This is a genomic window from Chromohalobacter marismortui, assembly GCF_004364315.1.
GTDB classification, from domain to species: Bacteria; Pseudomonadota; Gammaproteobacteria; order Pseudomonadales; family Halomonadaceae; genus Chromohalobacter; species Chromohalobacter marismortui.
On record NZ_SOBR01000001.1, the window covers coordinates 586,647 to 604,768 of the forward strand.

Below are 18,122 nucleotides of genomic sequence, written 5' to 3' on the forward strand. Positions count from 1 at the left end.
GTAGCCGGCGCTCGAAGCCCGCAGCCCGCAGCCCGCAGCCCGCAGCCCGCAGCTCGCAGCCCGCCACCTATCCTTTCCCCTTCGATGGCCGGTCCAGCAGCAGCTCCAGCGCCTGCAGGCAGGCATCCACCTCCTGCCCGGTGTTGTAATGCGCCCATGACAGCCGCACGGCACCTTCCCAGCCCAGCGCCTGCAGGACATCGCCGGCGTCTTCCCATCCCAGGTGGCGCGCGTGGATGCCACGCGCCAGCAAGCGCGCGGTGACATCCTCGGCGCTCAAGCCGCGCAGCCTGAAGCTCACCATGGCGGTATGCGGCGCACCGATGATCTCCACACCGGGAAGATGGCGCAGCCCCGTCAATGGCGGGGACGCCGCGATGTCGGCCGAGGCCGCGTCCGGGCCCTCCAGCAAGCGCGTCATGAGGCAGCGCTCATGGGCCTGAATGGCATCGCACGCCGCCACCACCCGCGCGCGACGCGCAACGTCCCCGCTGAAATAGCCGCCCAGCCAGTCGAGGTACTTCATCCACTCGCTCGGCCCCAACCAGGCCTTTGGCGTCTGTCGGCCCCAGGCCTCGTTCAAGGAGGTCGCCGACGCCGTGGCATCCAGCAGCCACGGTGCAACCCAGACGAGCCCGGTATAGAAACGGCAGAACACCCGATCCAGCGCCACCAGATAGGCATCCACGCTGGCGGTGGTGACATCGAGTGCGGCATGCGCGGCGCGATGCGTCCCATCGACGACGATCAGGCAATCGGGCGCGATCCGGCGGATCGCCCTGGCCATGGCCTCGATGTCCTGGTGCATGCCCGAGACGCCACTGACATGCGTCAGCAGCGCCACGCGCGTATCCGGGGTGACGGCGCGTGCATAGGCCTCGACGCCGATGTTCCCGCCGGGCCGCTCGAGCGGCGGTGTCTGCCAGGTGCGATGGGTTTCCCGCGTCCACTGGATCGCCGTCTGGCGCAGCGTGGCATCGCCGCAAGGGCAGATCACGACGTTGCCGCCCGCACTCAGCGATGGTGCCGCGTTATGCAGAATGCGCCGCAAGCCGGTGGCCGTATCCGGCGCCATGAAGGTGCCGCCGAGATCGTTGAAGGGCACTCCCCAGAGGACGCCGGCATCCTCCGGACCGGACGCCATCACACTGCGCAGCGCATGCGCCGTCGGCGTACCGGCATCCAGCGCATCCGGCAGGCTGGCGACCTCGGCGTTACGCTGTATCAACGCCTTGAGTGCCAACGCACGCCCCGCGTTATCCGCATAAACCCGTCGCCCGCTCAACGGGCAATGATCGACGTAATAGAAATGCGCCCGTATCCGCGCCTGCAGGGCCGGGCTGAACAAGCCCGTCTCATCGCAAGGCCGAATGCCGTAGCGACGGCATGCCGATGCGCCAGACTGTGGCATCGTTTATGTCCTCCAGCGTTTTGACTCTCGATCTTCTGACAAAGACTCTCACCTGTGAGCGTAACTTGTGAGTCGCTTTATAAGTAACTTACGGTTAAATGGCGGGCCACGTCAATGCCAAGGATCCGTCGCGATGCAAGGTGTCATCACTGGCCTCAAACGTGCATGCCGGGCAGAGTGCTGCATGAGCGTAGTGCCCATAAAGCCGTCAGACCGGCGCGTCGCGAGCGCTCTACGCAAGTGCGCCCCATATGCACTTCTGGTAACAAAACGCCACATACCTTAGTATTGGGCGCGCGCGGCCCAAGCCGCGTTTTTTATGTTGCCATATTTCGTAGCAAGCTAATAATACTGCCCAAGGGACTGACCTACACTGTCAGCAGGGAACGATCAGCAGGGGCTAGGACAACCGAATAAGTGCGTCCAGGTGTCGAAAATGCGACACAACGAGCGTCGTGTATTGGCGACAGCTTTTCCGAAATGCATACAAATTTCAACGCCATGCCGCTAGTGGCCCCCAGGGCACTCGCTTAGAATGGCGCCAACGTGACCAAAGCTGTCACGTGACATTGCGTGAGCGCGTGTCAGCAATAATGGCATCGCGGTGACTGACAGTACGATTGACGCGAAGGGCCTTGGGAAGCCGCCCGGAACAATCCTCGGGCGGTAGCGTGTCCAAGCGTCGTTTCATTTGAATCTTCTTTATTCGGCATCTTGGATGGGACTTTCGGCACTCGCCACGTCAGTCCTCATCTTTCCCGTCCTCGTCTGCCCTACGCTCACGTGCTTGCAGAGCTATTCCCGATATCGTCCTAGTAGCGACGCTCGCTTTTCTGGTGATCGCTATAACAAATGGATGCCCGACAAAATACGTACCTTGGTTTGAAGGGCCTGAACGTTGCACCTCCCGCATCATTGAACGATTTGAATAGAGCCCCTAGAAGGCTCGGCAGCAAGGGTCAAGGAAGATATGAAAACGCTTTGTGTGTTTGGCACACGACCGGAAGCCATCAAGATGGCGCCACTCGCATTGGCTCTGAGCGCGGATCCACGCTTCGAATCCCAGGTATGCGTGACGGGCCAGCACCGCGAAATGCTCGATCAGGTTTTGGATCTTTTCTCCCTAGTGCCGGATCACGACCTCAACATCATGAAGCCCGGTCAGGATCTCACCGATGTGACCACGGCCATCCTGCAGGGTATGAAAACCGTTCTGGCCGAGGTGAAGCCGGATATCGTGCTAGTGCATGGTGATACCGCCACGACGCTGGCGACGACGCTTGCCAGCTATTATCAGCAAATTCCGGTCGCGCATGTCGAGGCGGGGCTGAGAACCGGCAACATCTATTCTCCCTGGCCTGAAGAAGCCAACCGCAAGCTGACGGGAGCGCTGGCCGAACTGCATTTCGCCCCCACGGATCGCTCACGCCAGAACCTTCTGGAAGAGGGCGTTTCTCCCCACAAAGTGCATGTGACGGGCAACACCGTCGTCGATGCCCTGTTCGAGGTGGTGGAGAAGCTGGAAGGAGACGATACCTATCGCACGCGTTTCGAGCAGCATTTCGACTTTCTGGACAGCAACCGCAAGTTGATCTTGGTGACGGGGCACCGGCGGGAAAGCTTCGGTGACGGCTTTGACCGCATTTGCCGTGCCTTGCACGATATCGCTGTGCAGCACCCCGATGCACAAATTGTCTACCCGGTGCACTTGAACCCGAATGTACGCGAGCCGGTGAACCGGCTGCTGGGCGATGTTGGTAATGTGCACTTGATCGAGCCGCTGGATTACCTGCCGTTCGTTTATCTTATGAACCACTCGCATATCATCCTGACCGATTCCGGCGGCATTCAGGAAGAAGCCCCCTCGCTGGGCAAGCCGGTGCTGGTGATGCGCGAGACGACCGAGCGGCCCGAAGCGGTGCAGGCCGGCACGGTCAAACTTGTCGGTACCGATGTCGATACGATCGTGGGCGAGCTGCATAGCTTGCTGACGGACGAAACCGCTTATGAGGCGATGAGCTACGCCCATAACCCCTATGGCGATGGGAAGGCGTGCCAGAAAATTTTAGAAATTCTTGCGAGTCCGTGAAATTTTATCGTGCTAGTTTGAGGTTTTATAAATGGAATTTAATACTATTTCGGTAGTCGGTTTAGGATACATCGGTTTGCCTACGGCCGCCGTGATAGCTTCCCGCAAGAAAAAAGTCATTGGGGTCGATGTCAATCAAGTTGCCGTCGATACGATCAACGAAGGGCGGATTCATATCGTCGAGCCTGAGCTCGATATGCTTGTGCATGCAGCAGTAAAGGAAGGATATCTACGTGCGACGACTGTGCCAGAGCCAGCAGATGTCTTTCTGATTGCTGTGCCTACACCTTTCAAAGCCGATGGTGGTGATCACCACGACCCGGACCTTTCTTATATTGAAGCGGCCAGCAAATCGATAGCTCCTGCATTACAGAAAGGGAATTTGGTAATTCTTGAGTCAACTTCTCCGGTTGGTACAACTGAAAAAATGGTAGAGTGGTTGGCTGAGGCACGTCCGGACTTAACGTTTCCTATTACTGACGGCGAATGCTCAGATATTAGAATAGCACACTGCCCTGAGCGTGTTCTACCAGGCAATATATTGCAAGAGCTGGTGTCTAATGACAGGGTCGTAGGTGGTATTACTAAGCTATGCTCGGCATTGGCTGCGGGTTTTTATAGCACCTTTGTAAAAGGTGAATGCATCGTCACTAATGCTCGAACAGCTGAAATGTGCAAGCTTACAGAAAACAGCTTCAGGGATGTCAATATAGCTTTTGCTAACGAAATGTCGATTATTTGTGATGAGCTTGGTGTCGACGTATGGGAGTTGATAAAGCTTGCAAATAGGCATCCGCGTGTAAATATTTTACAGCCTGGACCGGGTGTGGGAGGCCATTGTATCGCGGTAGACCCGTGGTTTATCGCTAGTCAAGCACCTAATAGCTCGCAATTGATAAAAACGGCCAGGGCGGTTAATGATGGAAAACCAAGTTGGGTGGTTAATAAAGTTAAAGACTTGGTGTCAGATGTTTTGCTAGCTACTGGCAAAGGTGAGCATGAAATTCGTGTGGCATGCTTAGGGCTTTCTTTTAAACCAAATATAGATGATCTCCGTGAAAGTCCCGCGATGGAAGTTGCGCTTGAAATATCAGGCTTATTTCAAGATAAAACCTTGGTTGTGGAGCCTTACGTGGATAGCCTTCCCGAAAGCCTGAAAAATCTTGGGGCTCGCTTAGTTGGGCTGAGTGAAGCGCTAAAGGCAGATGTTATAGTTCTTCTTGTAGATCATAAGGCGATTGTAGATACCTCGATTGAAATTCAGCCTCACCAGCGTGTTTTAGATACGCGTGGTGCATTGAAAAAGTTTTGAAAATACGGCTTTATGGGAAAGGTGTTGATGAAAGACAATCTGATTCATAGGCTTAATGAGAAAAAAGCCGTCATTGGGGTGGTCGGCCTAGGTTATGTTGGTCTTCCCCTTGTGCTTCGTTATTGCCAAGTAGGCTACAAGGTTATAGCTTTCGATATAGATCAAGATAAAATTGATAGCCTCAATAGTGGGGTGAGCTATATAGAGCATATTCCAAGTGAGATGGTTTCACAGGCCCTGATTGAAGGTCTTGACCCTACTGCTGACTTTTCACGAGCCAGTGAAGTGGACGCAATAATTATTTGCGTTCCGACACCTCTTAATAAATATAGAGAGCCGGATATTAGTTATGTGATAAACACGGCTGGGTCACTAGCTCCTTACCTTCGCTCTGGCCAAGTCCTGTCTCTAGAAAGTACAACTTATCCAGGTACGACAGAAGAAGAATTGTTGCCTATTGCTGAGTCGGGTGGGCTTAAGGTTGGTGAAGACATTTTCTTAGTCTACTCGCCAGAAAGAGAAGACCCTGGCAATCTAATGTATACTACACAGACAATACCAAAAATATGTGGCGGCCATACTTTAGCATGTCAAGAAGTTGGAATTAAGCTTTATGAGCAGGTGATTGATAAGGTTGTGCCTGTGTCAAACACGAGAACAGCCGAAATGACGAAGCTGCTCGAGAATATTCACCGGGCTGTTAATATAGGCTTGGTGAATGAAATGAAAATTGTTGCTGACAAAATGGGTGTCGATATCCATGAAGTCATTCGCGCAGCGGCAACAAAACCTTTTGGGTTTGTTGCATATCACCCTGGTCCAGGTCTGGGTGGTCACTGTATCCCCATAGACCCTTTCTACCTTACCTGGAAGGCACGAGAATATGGGGTGCACACTCGGTTCATAGAGCTTGCTGGTGAAGTTAATTCTTCCATGCCTGATTATGTAGTTTCAAAAATAACCTCTGCATTGAATAGCAAGCAGAAATCTGTTAACGGAAGCAGTATTCTGGTGATCGGCATAGCATACAAGAAAAATGTAGACGATATGCGTGAGTCTCCCTCTGTGTTTATTATGGAAAAGCTTAGAGAACTGGGGGCTAATGTGAAATATAGTGACCCCCATGTACCAGTGTTTCCAAAGATGAGGAAGCACTTTTTTGATCTGTCCAGCATCGAGTTGGATGAAGCAGCAGTGGCCAGTTTTGACTGCGTATTGATCGGCACGGATCATGATAAGATTGATTACGATATGTTGTGCAACCATGCGCAGTTAATCGTCGATGCGCGTGGTAGATATCTTGAGAATTATGAGCACGTTTTTAAAGCCTGATATGGGGGGTGTGATGTTTGAAGGTAAAACTATTTTGGTCACTGGTGGGACAGGGTCGTTCGGTCACACTTTTATTCCAATGACTTTGGAAAAGTATAATCCCAAGAAAATAATCATCTTCTCTAGAGATGAGATGAAGCAATGGGAGATGGCAAAAAAGTTTCAGCACGATTCTCGTGTACGCTTTTTCATCGGTGATGTGCGTGACCGCGAACGAGTTTATCGTGCTCTTGATGGAGTGGATTTCGTGGTACATGCGGCAGCGACCAAGATTGTGCCGACTGCCGAGTACAACCCGTTCGAGTGCGTGAAGACCAACGTGCAAGGCGCCATGAACCTGATCGATGCCTGCATCGACAAGGGTGTCAAGAAAGTTGTGGCGCTTTCGACGGATAAGGCCAGTAGCCCGATTAACCTTTACGGTGCGACCAAGCTCACGTCTGACAAACTGTTCGTCGCGGGTAACTCCTACGCAGGTGGCCATGAAACCCGCTTCGCTGTCGTCCGTTATGGCAACGTCATGGGCTCACGAGGCTCCGTTATCCCCTTTTTCATGTCGATTCGCGACAAAGGGACGCTGCCCATTACAGATGAGCGCATGACGCGCTTCATGATCTCGCTCGAGCAGGGTGTCGAACTGGTTTGGCATGCATTTCAAGACATGGAAGGCGGCGAGATCTATGTTAAGAAGATTCCTTCCATGAACGTGACGGATCTGGCCCGTGTGATCGCGCCGGAGGCCAAACAAGAGGTCGTGGGTATTCGTCCAGGTGAAAAGCTGCACGAGCAGATGATCGGTGCCGAGGATGCCTACTACACCTACGAATACCCGGAGCACTTCAAGATACTGCCAGCGATCAATAGCTGGGACCAAGATGCCAACCCGATCAAGGATGGCAAAAAAGTCCCCGAGGGCTTCATTTATTCCAGTGACACTAATGCCGAATGGATGGCCGATGAGACCCTGAAGGCTTGGATCGACACTAACTGGGAAAAAATTGGAGCGATCTGATGATTCCCTATGGCCGACAGGACATACAGCCACAAGACATTGAAGCCGTCATCGACGTATTGCGCTCGGACTTTCTGACGCAAGGGCCAGCAGTGCCACGTTTTGAAATGCAAGTAGCAGAGAAGGTGGGCGCGCGGCATGCTTTGGCCGTCAATAGTGCGACGTCTGCACTGCACATAGCATGTCTGGCACTTGGGTTAAGCGAAGGCGATTGGCTTTGGACAAGCCCGATCACCTTCGTGGCCTCCGCTAACTGTGGCCGCTACTGTGGCGCCCAGGTCGATTTCGTGGATATCGACCCATATACGTATAACCTTTGCCCCAAGGCGATGGAAGCTAAGCTCAAGCATGCCGAGCAGGAGGGACGGCTTCCCAAGGTTGTGGTGGCGGTGCATCTGTGTGGCCAGCCTTGCGACATGCAGGCCATCCATACGCTAAGCCAACGGTACGGTTTCAAAATCATCGAAGATGCCTCGCATGCCATTGGAGGCAAGTACCAAGGCGAGTACATAGGTAACGGGCGGTATAGTGATGTCACGGTATTCAGTTTTCACCCGGTGAAGATCATCACGACCGCTGAGGGCGGCATGGCGCTGACCAATGATCGTGGCCTTGCCGAGCGTATGGATTTGTTGCGTAGCCATGGGGTAACGCGTAATCCGGAGCTGATGACGCAAGAAGCCGACGGACCCTGGTACTACCAGCAAGTTGATCTCGGCTTCAACTACCGCATGACGGAGTTGCAAGCGGCGCTGGGTGTGTCTCAACTGGATCGCCTCGATGATTACGTGGCACGCCGGAACGCACTGGCAGCTCGGTACAATGACCTTCTCGCGGAATTGCCGATAACAACACCTTGGCAACATCCCGATAGTTACTCTGGGCGGCACCTGTACGTTATCCGCCTGCAGCATGAGCGTCTGTCGGTGAGCCATCGAGAGGTTTTCGAAGTGCTACGAGAGCAGGGGGTGGGCGTGAACCTGCATTACATCCCCGTGCACACCCAGCCCTATTACCAGGCGATGGGGTTCCAGAGCGATGATTTACCCGAAGCGGAGCGCTACTACGGCGAAGCTATTAGCTTGCCTCTGTTCCCGACCATGACCGAAGTACAGCAAGATGAAGTGGTCGAGGCACTCAAGAAAGCGGTGGGGGCAGTATGAATATCGCGGTGATACCCGCGCGCGGTGGCAGTAAGCGTATACCACGCAAGAACATCAAGGACTTCGGCGGGCGCCCCATGATCGCTTGGTCGATTGAAGCGGCACGCCAGAGTGAATGCTTTGGTCGCATTCTCGTCAGCACCGATGACAACGAGATTGCAGAAGTGGCGCAGCGCCAAGGCGCTGACGTTCCTTTCATGCGACCTGCCGCACTAGCCGATGACCATACCGGGACGATTCCGGTCATTGCGCATGCGATTGAGTGGCTGCAAGAACATGGTGAGGCGCCCGAAGCGGTATGTTGTCTTTATGCGACCGCGCCGTTTGTGACACCAGGCGCCTTGCAGCAAGGTTACCGTGCACTAAACGAGCACACCGACGCCGATTATGCGTTCTCCGTCACGAGCTTTCCTTTCCCCATCCAGCGTGCCTTGCGGATGACAAGCAATGGGCGCGTCGAGATGTTTCAGCCTGAGCATTTCAATACCCGCTCTCAGGACCAGGAAGAAGCCTGGCATGATGCCGGCCAGTTTTATTGGGGCCGCGCAGATGCCTGGCAAGCCGGTCGTGCGCTGTTTGGACAGCGTTCGATACCCATCCCTATGCCACGTCACCGCGTACAGGATATCGATACACCCGAGGACTGGGAGCGCGCTGAATGGCTGTTTCGCGCACTGCACCAGGTAGATAGCAATTCATGACGAGTTCCAGCGAGCCCATGCGTGTTGTCTTCCGGGCGGACGCTTCCCTCGATATAGGCACTGGCCATGTCATGCGCTGTTTGACGCTAGCCGACGCCTTGTCAGTGAAGGGTGTCGAATGTTGTTTCATCTCCCGCGACTTGCAGGGCAATTTGATTGAGCAAACGCGCCAGCGCGGTTATACCGTGCATGTGCTTCCCGCCCTAAAAGGGGAGCAGGTAGTATCACAGGAGCCCTTCCATGCGTCTTGGCTTGGTGTGGGCTGGGAAGTCGATGCCGCCGAGAGCTTACCCTATTTGCGTGAATTGAGCCCAACATGGCTGGTGCTTGATCATTACGCACTCGACTCACGCTGGGAGGCTGCGACCCGCGAATACTGGCAACGTTTGTTCGTCATTGATGACTTGGCGGATCGTGCCCATATCGCTGATGTCCTGCTTGATCAGAACCTGGGACGTAAAGCGTCGGATTATGAACCGCTTTTGCCCACCCATGCCCAATGCCTTGTTGGTCCGCAATATGCCCTTCTCCGCCCCGAATTTTCTGAATTACGGCCCTACAGCCTTGAACGCAGGAAGTCCGGCGAGTTACGTCATATCCTGATTAGCTTGGGCGGTGTAGATAAAGACAACGCCACTGGAGCCGTGCTCCGTACTTTGCGGTCATGTCCTTTGCCTGATGACTGTACTATCACAGTCATTATGGGAAGCCACGCTCCCCATCTTGATGATATCAACGCATTGGCTGCAGAGATGCCTTGGCCAACGAATGTCGCCATCAATGTGAACGATATGGCGAAGCGAATGGCTGAAGCTGACTTGGCGATAGGGGCTGCCGGAAGTACGAGCTGGGAGCGTTGTTGTCTTGGTTTGCCAAGCCTGATGTTAATTCTCGCCGACAACCAGAAAGGGATTGCTGAGGCCTTACACCAGGAAGGCGTAGCTTATAATCTTGGGAGACCTGAGGAACTTTACGCTTCTCATGAATACTGGAGCAGGTTACACCTGTCCGGCTGGTTAACGCGGCAGAGTGAAAAAGCGGCTGCTTTAGTCGACGGGCGTGGTGCATCTCGGCTGGTTCAAGTGCTGGTTGATTAATGACCATTGAGATTGTTTATTATGGCCGACTCTAGCTTTACGTTGCGCCCGTTGCGCAGAGATGATCTTGAGCTCGTGCGGCAATGGCGCAACCACCCTGAGGTGCGCCGGTACATGTATACGCAGCATGAAATCGGTGCGGAGGAACATCTTGCTTGGTATGAGCGAGTGCGACATGATGAGTCACGTTACCTTTTGATATTCGAACCAGATGGTAGGCCAACCGGGTTCATTAATTTCCATGTGGTCGACTCAAAAGCACGTCGTGCCGAGTGGGGATTCTACCTTGCTCCAGATGCACCTCAAGGAAGTGGGCGGAAACTGGGCCTAATAGCCTTGGAGTACGCGTTCGAAAACCTAGGCGTGCATAAAGTATGTGGCGAGGCTATAGCATATAATATGCGGTCTATTCGCTTCCATGAACGCTTGGGCTTTGCCCATGAAGCCACCTTACGCGACCATCATTTTGATGGTGACGCCTATCATGACGTTATAGGTTTCGGTTTGCTTGTCACCGATTGCTCAAAGATAAAAGAGGATGCTAATAAATGACTCTACCGTACATTGAAATTGCTGGCCGTCGCATTGCTTCGGACCAACCACCTTATATCATCGCTGAATTGTCAGCGAACCATAACGGCAAACTTGAAACCGCAATTGAAATTATTGAAGAAGCTCACAAAGCTGGTGCGGATGCCATCAAACTGCAAACCTATCGACCGGATACGATTACCCTTAATTCCGATAGCGATGATTTTAAAATCAAGGGGGGGCTATGGGACGGCCGAACCCTGTATGAGCTTTATGAAGAAGCCCATATGCCTTGGGAATGGCATAAACCTCTTTTTGAGCATGCTAAAAAGCTTGGTATAACCATTTTTAGCTCGCCATTTGATACCACTGCTGTCGATTTACTTGAAGAGCTTGGGGCGCCGGCATATAAAATTGCTTCCTTTGAAGCTATCGACTTGCCCTTGATTGAATATGTTGCCCATACAGGCAAGCCGATGATCATCTCCACCGGCATGGCCGATGCGGAAGAAATTCAGGAAGCTATCGATGCTGCAAAATGTGCGGGATGTCAAGAGCTTGCCATTCTTCAGTGCGTGAGTGGCTATCCCGCACCAGCGGAAGATTATAACCTGCGCACTATTCCGGACATGATTGATCGCTTCGGATTGGTAACGGGCCTTTCCGACCACACTCTCGACAACACAACGGCGATCACAAGCGTGGCTTTGGGGGCTAGCCTCATAGAGAAGCACTTTACTTTGGATCGTAACGGTGGCGGCCCGGACGATAGCTTTTCATTGGAGCCCAAGGAGCTCGCCGCTCTTTGCAGCGATAGTAAGACTGCCTGGAAAGCACTTGGCGATGTTAATTATGGCAGAAAATCCAGTGAGAAGGGGAATATTCAGTTTAGGCGTTCGCTATATTTTGTTAAAGATTTAAAGGCAGGGGAACAAATCACCGAGGATGCTGTCAGGAGTGTGAGGCCTGGCTTTGGATTGTCTCCGCGCTATTACTGCCAAGTGATAGGTTGTACTGTTGTTAAAGACCTAAAGTTTGGAACACCATTGTCTTGGGATGTCATAAAGTAAGTCTGTAACTGGAAATGAAGTTGGTCTTAATTCTTTAGTGCAATCTTTTAAAATATTTTTAACCACAGGGGTTTTGGTTTAATGCCTGATAGTTCAAGAAGCCCTAAAAATCTAGCGAGAGAGTTAAAAAAAAGAATCTTTATAATGCTAGGCTGTAGTGGTAGTAAAAGCATTGGTGGTTTTAGCGATAAAAAACAAAAAAAATCAGATCAAAGTACAGAAAGCCATCTTAAAAACAAAGAACTAAAAAGAGAACAGCTCGAGATCTATAAAAAATTCTCATATTCTTATAATTTAAGAAACTTTCATTCAGCTTCAGAAATTGCTTTGGGGATCGACTATGAAACGCTTTCTTTAAAAGAAAAGCTTGTCGTTTTGAAATGCTATTATTCAAGTGTCCACGGGGTCCTTGCTGATAAATTGCTTGATGCGATTTGTAGAGACATCCTTCATGAGGGGGTGAAAGATAAAAAGTTATTTGTAGCACTAGTAGAGCGTGTTAATATTTCAGGGTTCAGTTTTGATAAAAAAGCATATATCATTTCAGAGTGTAAAAAAAGTATTAGCTTAGAAAGCGCCCTTGAGAAAAAACATTATTATTCGATTCTTTGGTTAGAGTATGTGCTAAAAGAAAATGAGTGCAATTCTGCAGATCCGAAGTTGTTTTTAGAAAGTGAAGGCGTAGATATATATGACTGGGAGTTATTGGATAAATTTATTCCAGCGATGAAGTCATTCGGTCACCACGGTTTTGTTAGGGATCGGCTTATTGATCTTTACAACCAGAGTGGAGGTATAGATCAGCGTAGGTTGAAGTTTTTTGTCTCATATCTTCCTGAGTATGTTGTTCAAGAAGAAAAAATAGAGTTTTTCTTTGATGTCAACGAAAACAGTATTGCCTATCTTCCGAGTCTTTTTTCTGGTCGTAGCCTCCACAAAGATATAGATGATAAGTACAAAGAAGTTTTTGGCTACTTAGAAAACAACTTTTTAATTTTAAGTGAAGCAAATAAAGACCGTTTTCTTAGATTTCTAGTGAAGCTGGAAAAGTATGACGATATAATTTCATTTTCTCACAAGGTTAATTGTGTAGATAAGTCCCAGCCGATTTTTATTGCTATGGGCTTTATTGCTTTTAATAATGATGACTACTTTACTGCAAGGGATTGTTTCCAAAGGGTCATAACTGAAGATCCTGCAAATACGTCGGTGGCAACAGCGATTAGATTTGCATTGCCTCGTGTTGGTAGACCTATAAATGATATTGTAAATCTTAGGGATAAAATAGGTTATGGAACACTTGGATCAGGTAGGGTTGGAGCGCAATATTTTGGAAATGAATTAGCTGTTAGCTTGCTAATGTCAGGTTGCTATATAAAAGGCCTATACTCTAAAAGCCATTCGAAGCATTGGCTTTCGCTTAAAAGTCATTATGGAGAGCGCTTCCTTAATTACGAAAGATTAAATAAAAATTCTGATGATAATATTTTTTTAATTGCCGATGAAGGGGTTGGTGATGAAATTAGAACTTCTCAATTCTATGGCAGGCTGTCTAGCTTTTATAGAAAAGTGACAATCACATGTGACCCAAGGCTGGTGGGAATCTTTAAAAATTCTTTTCCTAATATAGATTTTATACCTGTGTCAAGGATAAGAAAAATGTTGGAGAATTCATGCTCTATTGATGGCGTGCGCCTTGATGGTTTTGGTGAAAAAATTGCTAATTATTTAACTGAAGACTGTCGAGACCTGATGAACAATAGCGATACTATAACTTTTGGGCAAAATGTTTTTTTTAATTATATGCTTGGCGATTTGGATAGGCCGGACCCTGGAGCATATTTAGATGTTCCGAAAGACAAAGAACATATTTATGTGGGCGAAAGTCTAAAAATCGGTATTCTTTGGAGAAGCCATATTCGATCTGGTGCAAGGAAAATAATGTACCTCGATATTGAAGACTTTGCACCACTTTTAAATATTTCTGGGATAGAAGTTTGGTCGATCCAGCACTCTATAGATGATGATGAAATTGAATACTGTCGTAAAAAAAGTATAAATTTAATTAACGATGTGGATATGTTCAATGATTTTGAAGGCCTAGCTGGCTACCTTAAGGGCTTAGATCTGCTTATTGGAGTAAGCTCTGTGCCTATAGAATTAGGAGCTGCCTTAGGTGTTGAAACATGGATGTTAGGGTTTTCCCCGGAAAACTATTATCTGCGTACGGCAGGCGGTACTGACTCATATGACAGGCTAACGCTAAACTCTTCTGTCATTGCTCCTCCATGGATGGATTTTTCTAATCCCCGTGATGTGTGTGTCCAACAAGTCTTTGAAGAAGTTAAAAGGCTGCTTAAGATAAAAACTGAGGGTAATGTTAATGAAAAGGCAGCCGAGTAATTTTATAAGAAGCATGTTATTGCGTGTTAAGCTTAAGGTAATTAAGTCTATAGTTTACTATTTTCCTAATTTGTCTAAAGCAATAGCTTACCACGAGCAATCAACTATCAACCATATTGAAATAGTCCATCATGCTTTGTCTTTTTCTTGCGACCCTATCGCTACCCTTAATTTTTTAAGCGAAACTTCTCTCTATTCTGAGGCAGTGCTATGGGCAGGTTTTATTAAAGCATCTGAGAATAACCACTCTTTCTTTAATTGTTTGTACGAGGGTCGTGGACATATAACAGACAGGGAGTTAAGACTAAAAGTTGAAATTAAAGGGCTACTGTCAAAAGGTTCGGTTAGCACCAGTGAGGTTAAGAATGTAATTATTAATCACAAAAAACTCATAATAAGGCCTGGAAAGTCTAATTATTTAATATATATGGTGTCAGCGCTTATAGCTAATAAAGCGCCTGTTGAAAATGTTGATAGTTTTCTGCTAGAAATTAACTTTCGGCACTCTGAGCTGACCGACTCCCTGAAAGTTAAGTTACTGCGTCGTGCTCAGCAGGAAGGCGAAAAAGAAATATATAAGCAATGGGAAAAAAAACTGCTCCCTTCATTACCAGGACCAGCACGACTTAAAGTTTTGTTAATGAACTCGACAATAAATAACGATAAAGAGTATGATTTTTTATTTTTCGAAAAAAGTTTCTCATCCTTACCTTTCAAAGTTTCAGAGGTATATAGGAAAGAAATAAGCCCTTTATATGAAAAGATTGCAAAGTGCGATAATTTTTTAGATGCGCGATTTGATCTAAAAAAAAGAGCGATTTTTCAAAAAACCGTTATCGATACTGTTGCTTCTGGTAGATCTTTATCTTACATCAGGTTGGGCGATGGTGAATGTTATGGTTTTTCTGATAATATTAACGTGGATGAGCAAGGGGTAATTCGGCAAGAAAAACATTGGTGGGGTGAGCAGCTTGATCATTCATTACGGCAGAAGATTAAGCTTCAATTCATAAAGTCGATTGAAAGTGCTGATATAATAGGAGTTCCTACCGTTCTCCGGCTGATTAAAGATTTCAATATTTCCAAGAGAGATGAGTACCCAGTCAATTCCCTTATTTCAAGAATATTTTGTGTAATGAAAGCGTCAAGTTTATATCTAAATAAAAAGAAAATAGTAGAGGACCAAAGCAATCTGTTTCTTTTTGATCCTGAATTTATTGATCGTTTGTTTAGTGTGGCGGATAAGGTTTGTGTTGTGTCTGGAATAAAATCAAAGTTGATAGAGGCTTGGGCTCCAGAGCCATCCAAACTCCAGTGTGTCGAAATTCCAACTCATCGCTTGCTGCGTGACGAAAGTGTTGGCAGTCAAACTCAAGGACTTTTGCCATATGTATATGAAAAATACATGGAGTCAATCAGAACTCATGCAGGAGAAAAAGTCGTTTTTTTAGTTTCTGGTGGTTTTATAGGGAAAATTTTTATCGCTGAAGCTGCTAGTCATGGAGCAGTAGCTTTGGATATCGGTCAAACACTCGTCTCCTTAGTTGATGGCAAGAGAGTAAGTGAATGAGTTTTTTATGCTTCACCAAGTTTTTTTTAAAAGGGCTGAAACGGAATTTTAAAATCATACGCTATGGGGATGCACCAGAGATTTATAATACAACTGCGGTTGTGGAGCGTTATGCTTTTGCTGCACCTAACCTGACTGGTTTTTCCCTTTCTATTAAAGAGCTTGGTAAGCACCTATTAAGCAAAAACTTAAAGGTGTATGATATGCCTGAATCTCCATTTATATACTGTGGAGGATCAGTAAATAATGAGCGCGAGTTTTATTTCTTTTCACAATTGATGCTAGATGAGCTATCTATAAATAATTATAGGCGCGAAGAAAATCTTTCATTTGTCCCTACGAAGAAGGTAAAGAAAACTAAATTCGATTATATTCTATCTCTTTACTTGTTTGTTTTATGTTTCTTTTATTTGTTCCGGATTAAGCTTGGGCCTGTTTCTTTAAAATACCTTATAACATATTCTAAAGTTTTTTTAAATCTTTATACAAGTACTCGTCGTCAAAATATTAGTGCTAGTGTATTAGTTGTAGCTAACGATCATACAGACTTTCCAGTTGTGGCTTCGATGGTTATGCAGTACTGGAGAAAGCCGGTGGTTTATGTACAGCATGCGGAAGTTTCAGGTTCATTTCCACCGTTAGACTTTGATGTGTCTATACTTAGAAACAAAAAAACGCTGGATGTTTACAGCGATATCGGAAAGGTTTCCGGTAGTACCTATATCGTACCCCGTTGCCAAGAGTTACAAAGCCTTTCTGAATTGTTTAGCGTGCATGTTGAAGCCCGCCAGATTGTAATATACCTAAGCTCAGTTTTTAGCCAATGTGCCGTTCAAGCGTGCATTGATGAGCTGAAGAAAAATGGAGGAGTTGCTAGTGTTGGCGTTAAGCCTCATCCTAGGGCAGATCGTGACTTTCTAACCACACTAGAAAATGTTAATATTTATGACTCTATTCCATCGTTTAAGCATGTAGCCCTTGTTCCAAATTCTTCGGTTGTGATTGAATTGTTAGAGTCGGGTGTACCGGTCTTTCAATATTTTGGGCTTGATGATATTAAGAGAGATTACTATGGCTTTGTAAATGAGGAAATTGCTCCAGAAGTTTCTCTCAATAATTTAAGCGAGCCGTTCTGGAAACTAGAGTTTTACGATGAAGACTGGTTGTCGAGATTTTCTGAATATAGTCCCTCAGTGAATGAGTCCTGGAGAAAAGACTTGGCGGGGCTAATTTCTAAGATGAAAAGTTACATGTGACATTTTTTGATGGAGAGATTTTTGGTTTCCTCAATTTTAAAGAATCTTTGGATCCGAACTCCTTCTTTTAGGGGGGCTTTTTTTAAGCCAAAAAAGAAAACATATTTGTTTCTCCCTATCAATGGCGCTGGCCTTGGGCATTTAACACGTTCACTTGCTGTCGCCCATAGACTTCGTGTTGAGCAGCCAGACTGTGAAATAGTTTTTTTGACTACTAGCATAGGGGTGGCTCTGGTACACAAGGAAGGTTTTCAGTGTCACCATATTCCACCATCTAAATTGCTTGATGCAGATGCCATTACTTGGAATAAACTATTTTATCGCTCACTCGTCAATGTGCTGAGCATACACCGCCCTCAATGTCTTGTATTCGACGGCACAACACCTTATCTCGGTTTGAGAAAGGTTATGAATATTTACCCAAAGCTTAAGTGCGTTTGGATAAAAAGAGGGCTGTATAAAGAAAGCGTTAATCAAGATAGAATAAAAACTTTTTTTTTAGAGTTTTCTATGGTTATTTCACCTGGAGAGCTTGCTAAAGAAGCTGATGCAAGAGTAGATGAGGTGGCGGGCAATAAAATATTCTCGGTTCATGATGTAAATCCAATATCTTTGCTGGATAGTGGCGATTTGCTAGATCGTGATCTTGCCCGTGATGTTTTGCGTATCCCAAAAGGAAAGTTGTGTGCTTATGTACAGTTGGGTGCAGGAAATATTAATGGCATAGACGATGTGCAGCAGAAGATTATCGATGACTTAAGGGCAAAAGATATACTAGTCGTTTTAGGGCGATCTCCAATAGCGTTAAATACGAAGCCTGATCTGCGAGCAGATTCTGTGATTGTCGATTATCCTAATAGTAAGTATTTTCGCGCATTTGATTTTGCAGTCCTTGCCGGTGGTTATAACTCAGTATGTGAAGCGGTGACGCTTGGTTTGCCAGCACTATTTATACCGAATGCTGAAACTGGTGCTGATGATCAGTTAAAAAGAGTTCGGCAAGCACTTGATTTTGGACCTTATGAGGTCATGGTTGAGTATTCTCAAGATGTTCTTGACTTGGCTGTGAATCGCCTATTGGAAAATGGGTGCCAACATCGTGATTTCACGATTACGAATGGGGCCGTAGCTGCTGCTAGTTTGATTGCGCAGTGTAGTGTTTAAATCATCATTTG

15 protein-coding genes are annotated in these 18,122 nt (G+C 47.6%); 13 read left to right on the top strand and 2 right to left on the bottom strand.

The window, feature by feature from the left end:
* Window positions 1-67: 67 nt before the first annotated feature.
* Together C8E00_RS02620 and C8E00_RS16775 are read right to left on the bottom strand one after the other, a co-directional pair.
* On the bottom strand, window positions 68-1,411 hold the full coding sequence (locus C8E00_RS02620; protein WP_133694149.1) for an aminotransferase class V-fold PLP-dependent enzyme: 1,344 nt from the start codon (window positions 1,409-1,411) through the stop codon (window positions 68-70).
* A gap of 559 nt (window positions 1,412-1,970) precedes the next feature.
* A complete protein-coding gene (locus C8E00_RS16775; protein WP_261506392.1) occupies window positions 1,971-2,102 on the bottom strand; it encodes a hypothetical protein in 132 nt (43 codons plus the stop codon).
* Between the two features lie 279 nt (window positions 2,103-2,381).
* On the opposite strand from C8E00_RS16775, the gene wecB reads away from it, so the two are divergent.
* The 13 genes from wecB (at window position 2,382) to C8E00_RS02685 (ending at window position 18,111) form a co-directional block, all read left to right on the top strand.
* The gene (gene wecB / locus C8E00_RS02625; RefSeq protein ID WP_133694151.1) at window positions 2,382-3,500 is read left to right on the top strand and encodes a non-hydrolyzing UDP-N-acetylglucosamine 2-epimerase; all 1,119 of its coding nucleotides are present in this window, start codon (window positions 2,382-2,384) and stop codon (window positions 3,498-3,500) included.
* Between the two features lie 31 nt (window positions 3,501-3,531).
* Entirely contained in the window at window positions 3,532-4,812 is a 1,281-nt protein-coding gene (wecC, locus tag C8E00_RS02630) for a UDP-N-acetyl-D-mannosamine dehydrogenase (protein ID WP_133694154.1), read from the top strand.
* 27 nt (window positions 4,813-4,839) lie between these two features.
* Window positions 4,840-6,144 carry a nucleotide sugar dehydrogenase gene (locus tag C8E00_RS02635; protein ID WP_133694157.1) on the top strand — a complete coding sequence of 435 codons (1,305 nt, stop codon included), beginning with the start codon at window positions 4,840-4,842 and terminating at the stop codon, window positions 6,142-6,144.
* 13 nt (window positions 6,145-6,157) lie between these two features.
* Complete coding sequence (gene pseB / locus C8E00_RS02640; RefSeq protein ID WP_133694529.1) at window positions 6,158-7,156, top strand: UDP-N-acetylglucosamine 4,6-dehydratase (inverting); 999 nt, start codon at window positions 6,158-6,160, stop codon at window positions 7,154-7,156.
* The gene (gene pseC, locus C8E00_RS02645) at window positions 7,156-8,319 is read left to right on the top strand and encodes a UDP-4-amino-4,6-dideoxy-N-acetyl-beta-L-altrosamine transaminase (RefSeq protein WP_133694159.1); all 1,164 of its coding nucleotides are present in this window, start codon (window positions 7,156-7,158) and stop codon (window positions 8,317-8,319) included. Before pseB ends, pseC begins: the two co-directional genes overlap by 1 nt.
* Window positions 8,316-9,020, top strand: coding sequence for a pseudaminic acid cytidylyltransferase (gene pseF, locus C8E00_RS02650; protein ID WP_133694161.1), 705 nt, complete (start codon window positions 8,316-8,318; stop codon window positions 9,018-9,020). Before pseC ends, pseF begins: the two co-directional genes overlap by 4 nt.
* Complete coding sequence (pseG, locus tag C8E00_RS02655) at window positions 9,017-10,117, top strand: UDP-2,4-diacetamido-2,4,6-trideoxy-beta-L-altropyranose hydrolase (protein ID WP_208291863.1); 1,101 nt, start codon at window positions 9,017-9,019, stop codon at window positions 10,115-10,117. Before pseF ends, pseG begins: the two co-directional genes overlap by 4 nt.
* Before the next feature lie 21 nt (window positions 10,118-10,138).
* Complete coding sequence (gene pseH / locus C8E00_RS02660) at window positions 10,139-10,669, top strand: UDP-4-amino-4,6-dideoxy-N-acetyl-beta-L-altrosamine N-acetyltransferase (RefSeq protein WP_133694164.1); 531 nt, start codon at window positions 10,139-10,141, stop codon at window positions 10,667-10,669.
* The gene (gene pseI, locus C8E00_RS02665) at window positions 10,666-11,718 is read left to right on the top strand and encodes a pseudaminic acid synthase (RefSeq protein WP_133694167.1); all 1,053 of its coding nucleotides are present in this window, start codon (window positions 10,666-10,668) and stop codon (window positions 11,716-11,718) included. The genes pseH and pseI overlap by 4 nt, the downstream gene beginning before the upstream one ends.
* A gap of 81 nt (window positions 11,719-11,799) precedes the next feature.
* Window positions 11,800-14,121, top strand: coding sequence for a glycosyltransferase family 9 protein (locus C8E00_RS02670; protein ID WP_133694170.1), 2,322 nt, complete (start codon window positions 11,800-11,802; stop codon window positions 14,119-14,121).
* Window positions 14,102-15,691, top strand: coding sequence for a hypothetical protein (locus C8E00_RS02675; RefSeq protein ID WP_133694172.1), 1,590 nt, complete (start codon window positions 14,102-14,104; stop codon window positions 15,689-15,691). Before C8E00_RS02670 ends, C8E00_RS02675 begins: the two co-directional genes overlap by 20 nt.
* A complete protein-coding gene (locus tag C8E00_RS02680; protein ID WP_133694174.1) occupies window positions 15,688-16,947 on the top strand; it encodes a hypothetical protein in 1,260 nt (419 codons plus the stop codon). Before C8E00_RS02675 ends, C8E00_RS02680 begins: the two co-directional genes overlap by 4 nt.
* A 21-nt stretch (window positions 16,948-16,968) precedes the next feature.
* On the top strand, window positions 16,969-18,111 hold the full coding sequence (locus tag C8E00_RS02685) for a glycosyltransferase family protein (protein WP_133694176.1): 1,143 nt from the start codon (window positions 16,969-16,971) through the stop codon (window positions 18,109-18,111).
* The last annotated feature ends 11 nt before the right edge of the window (window positions 18,112-18,122 follow it).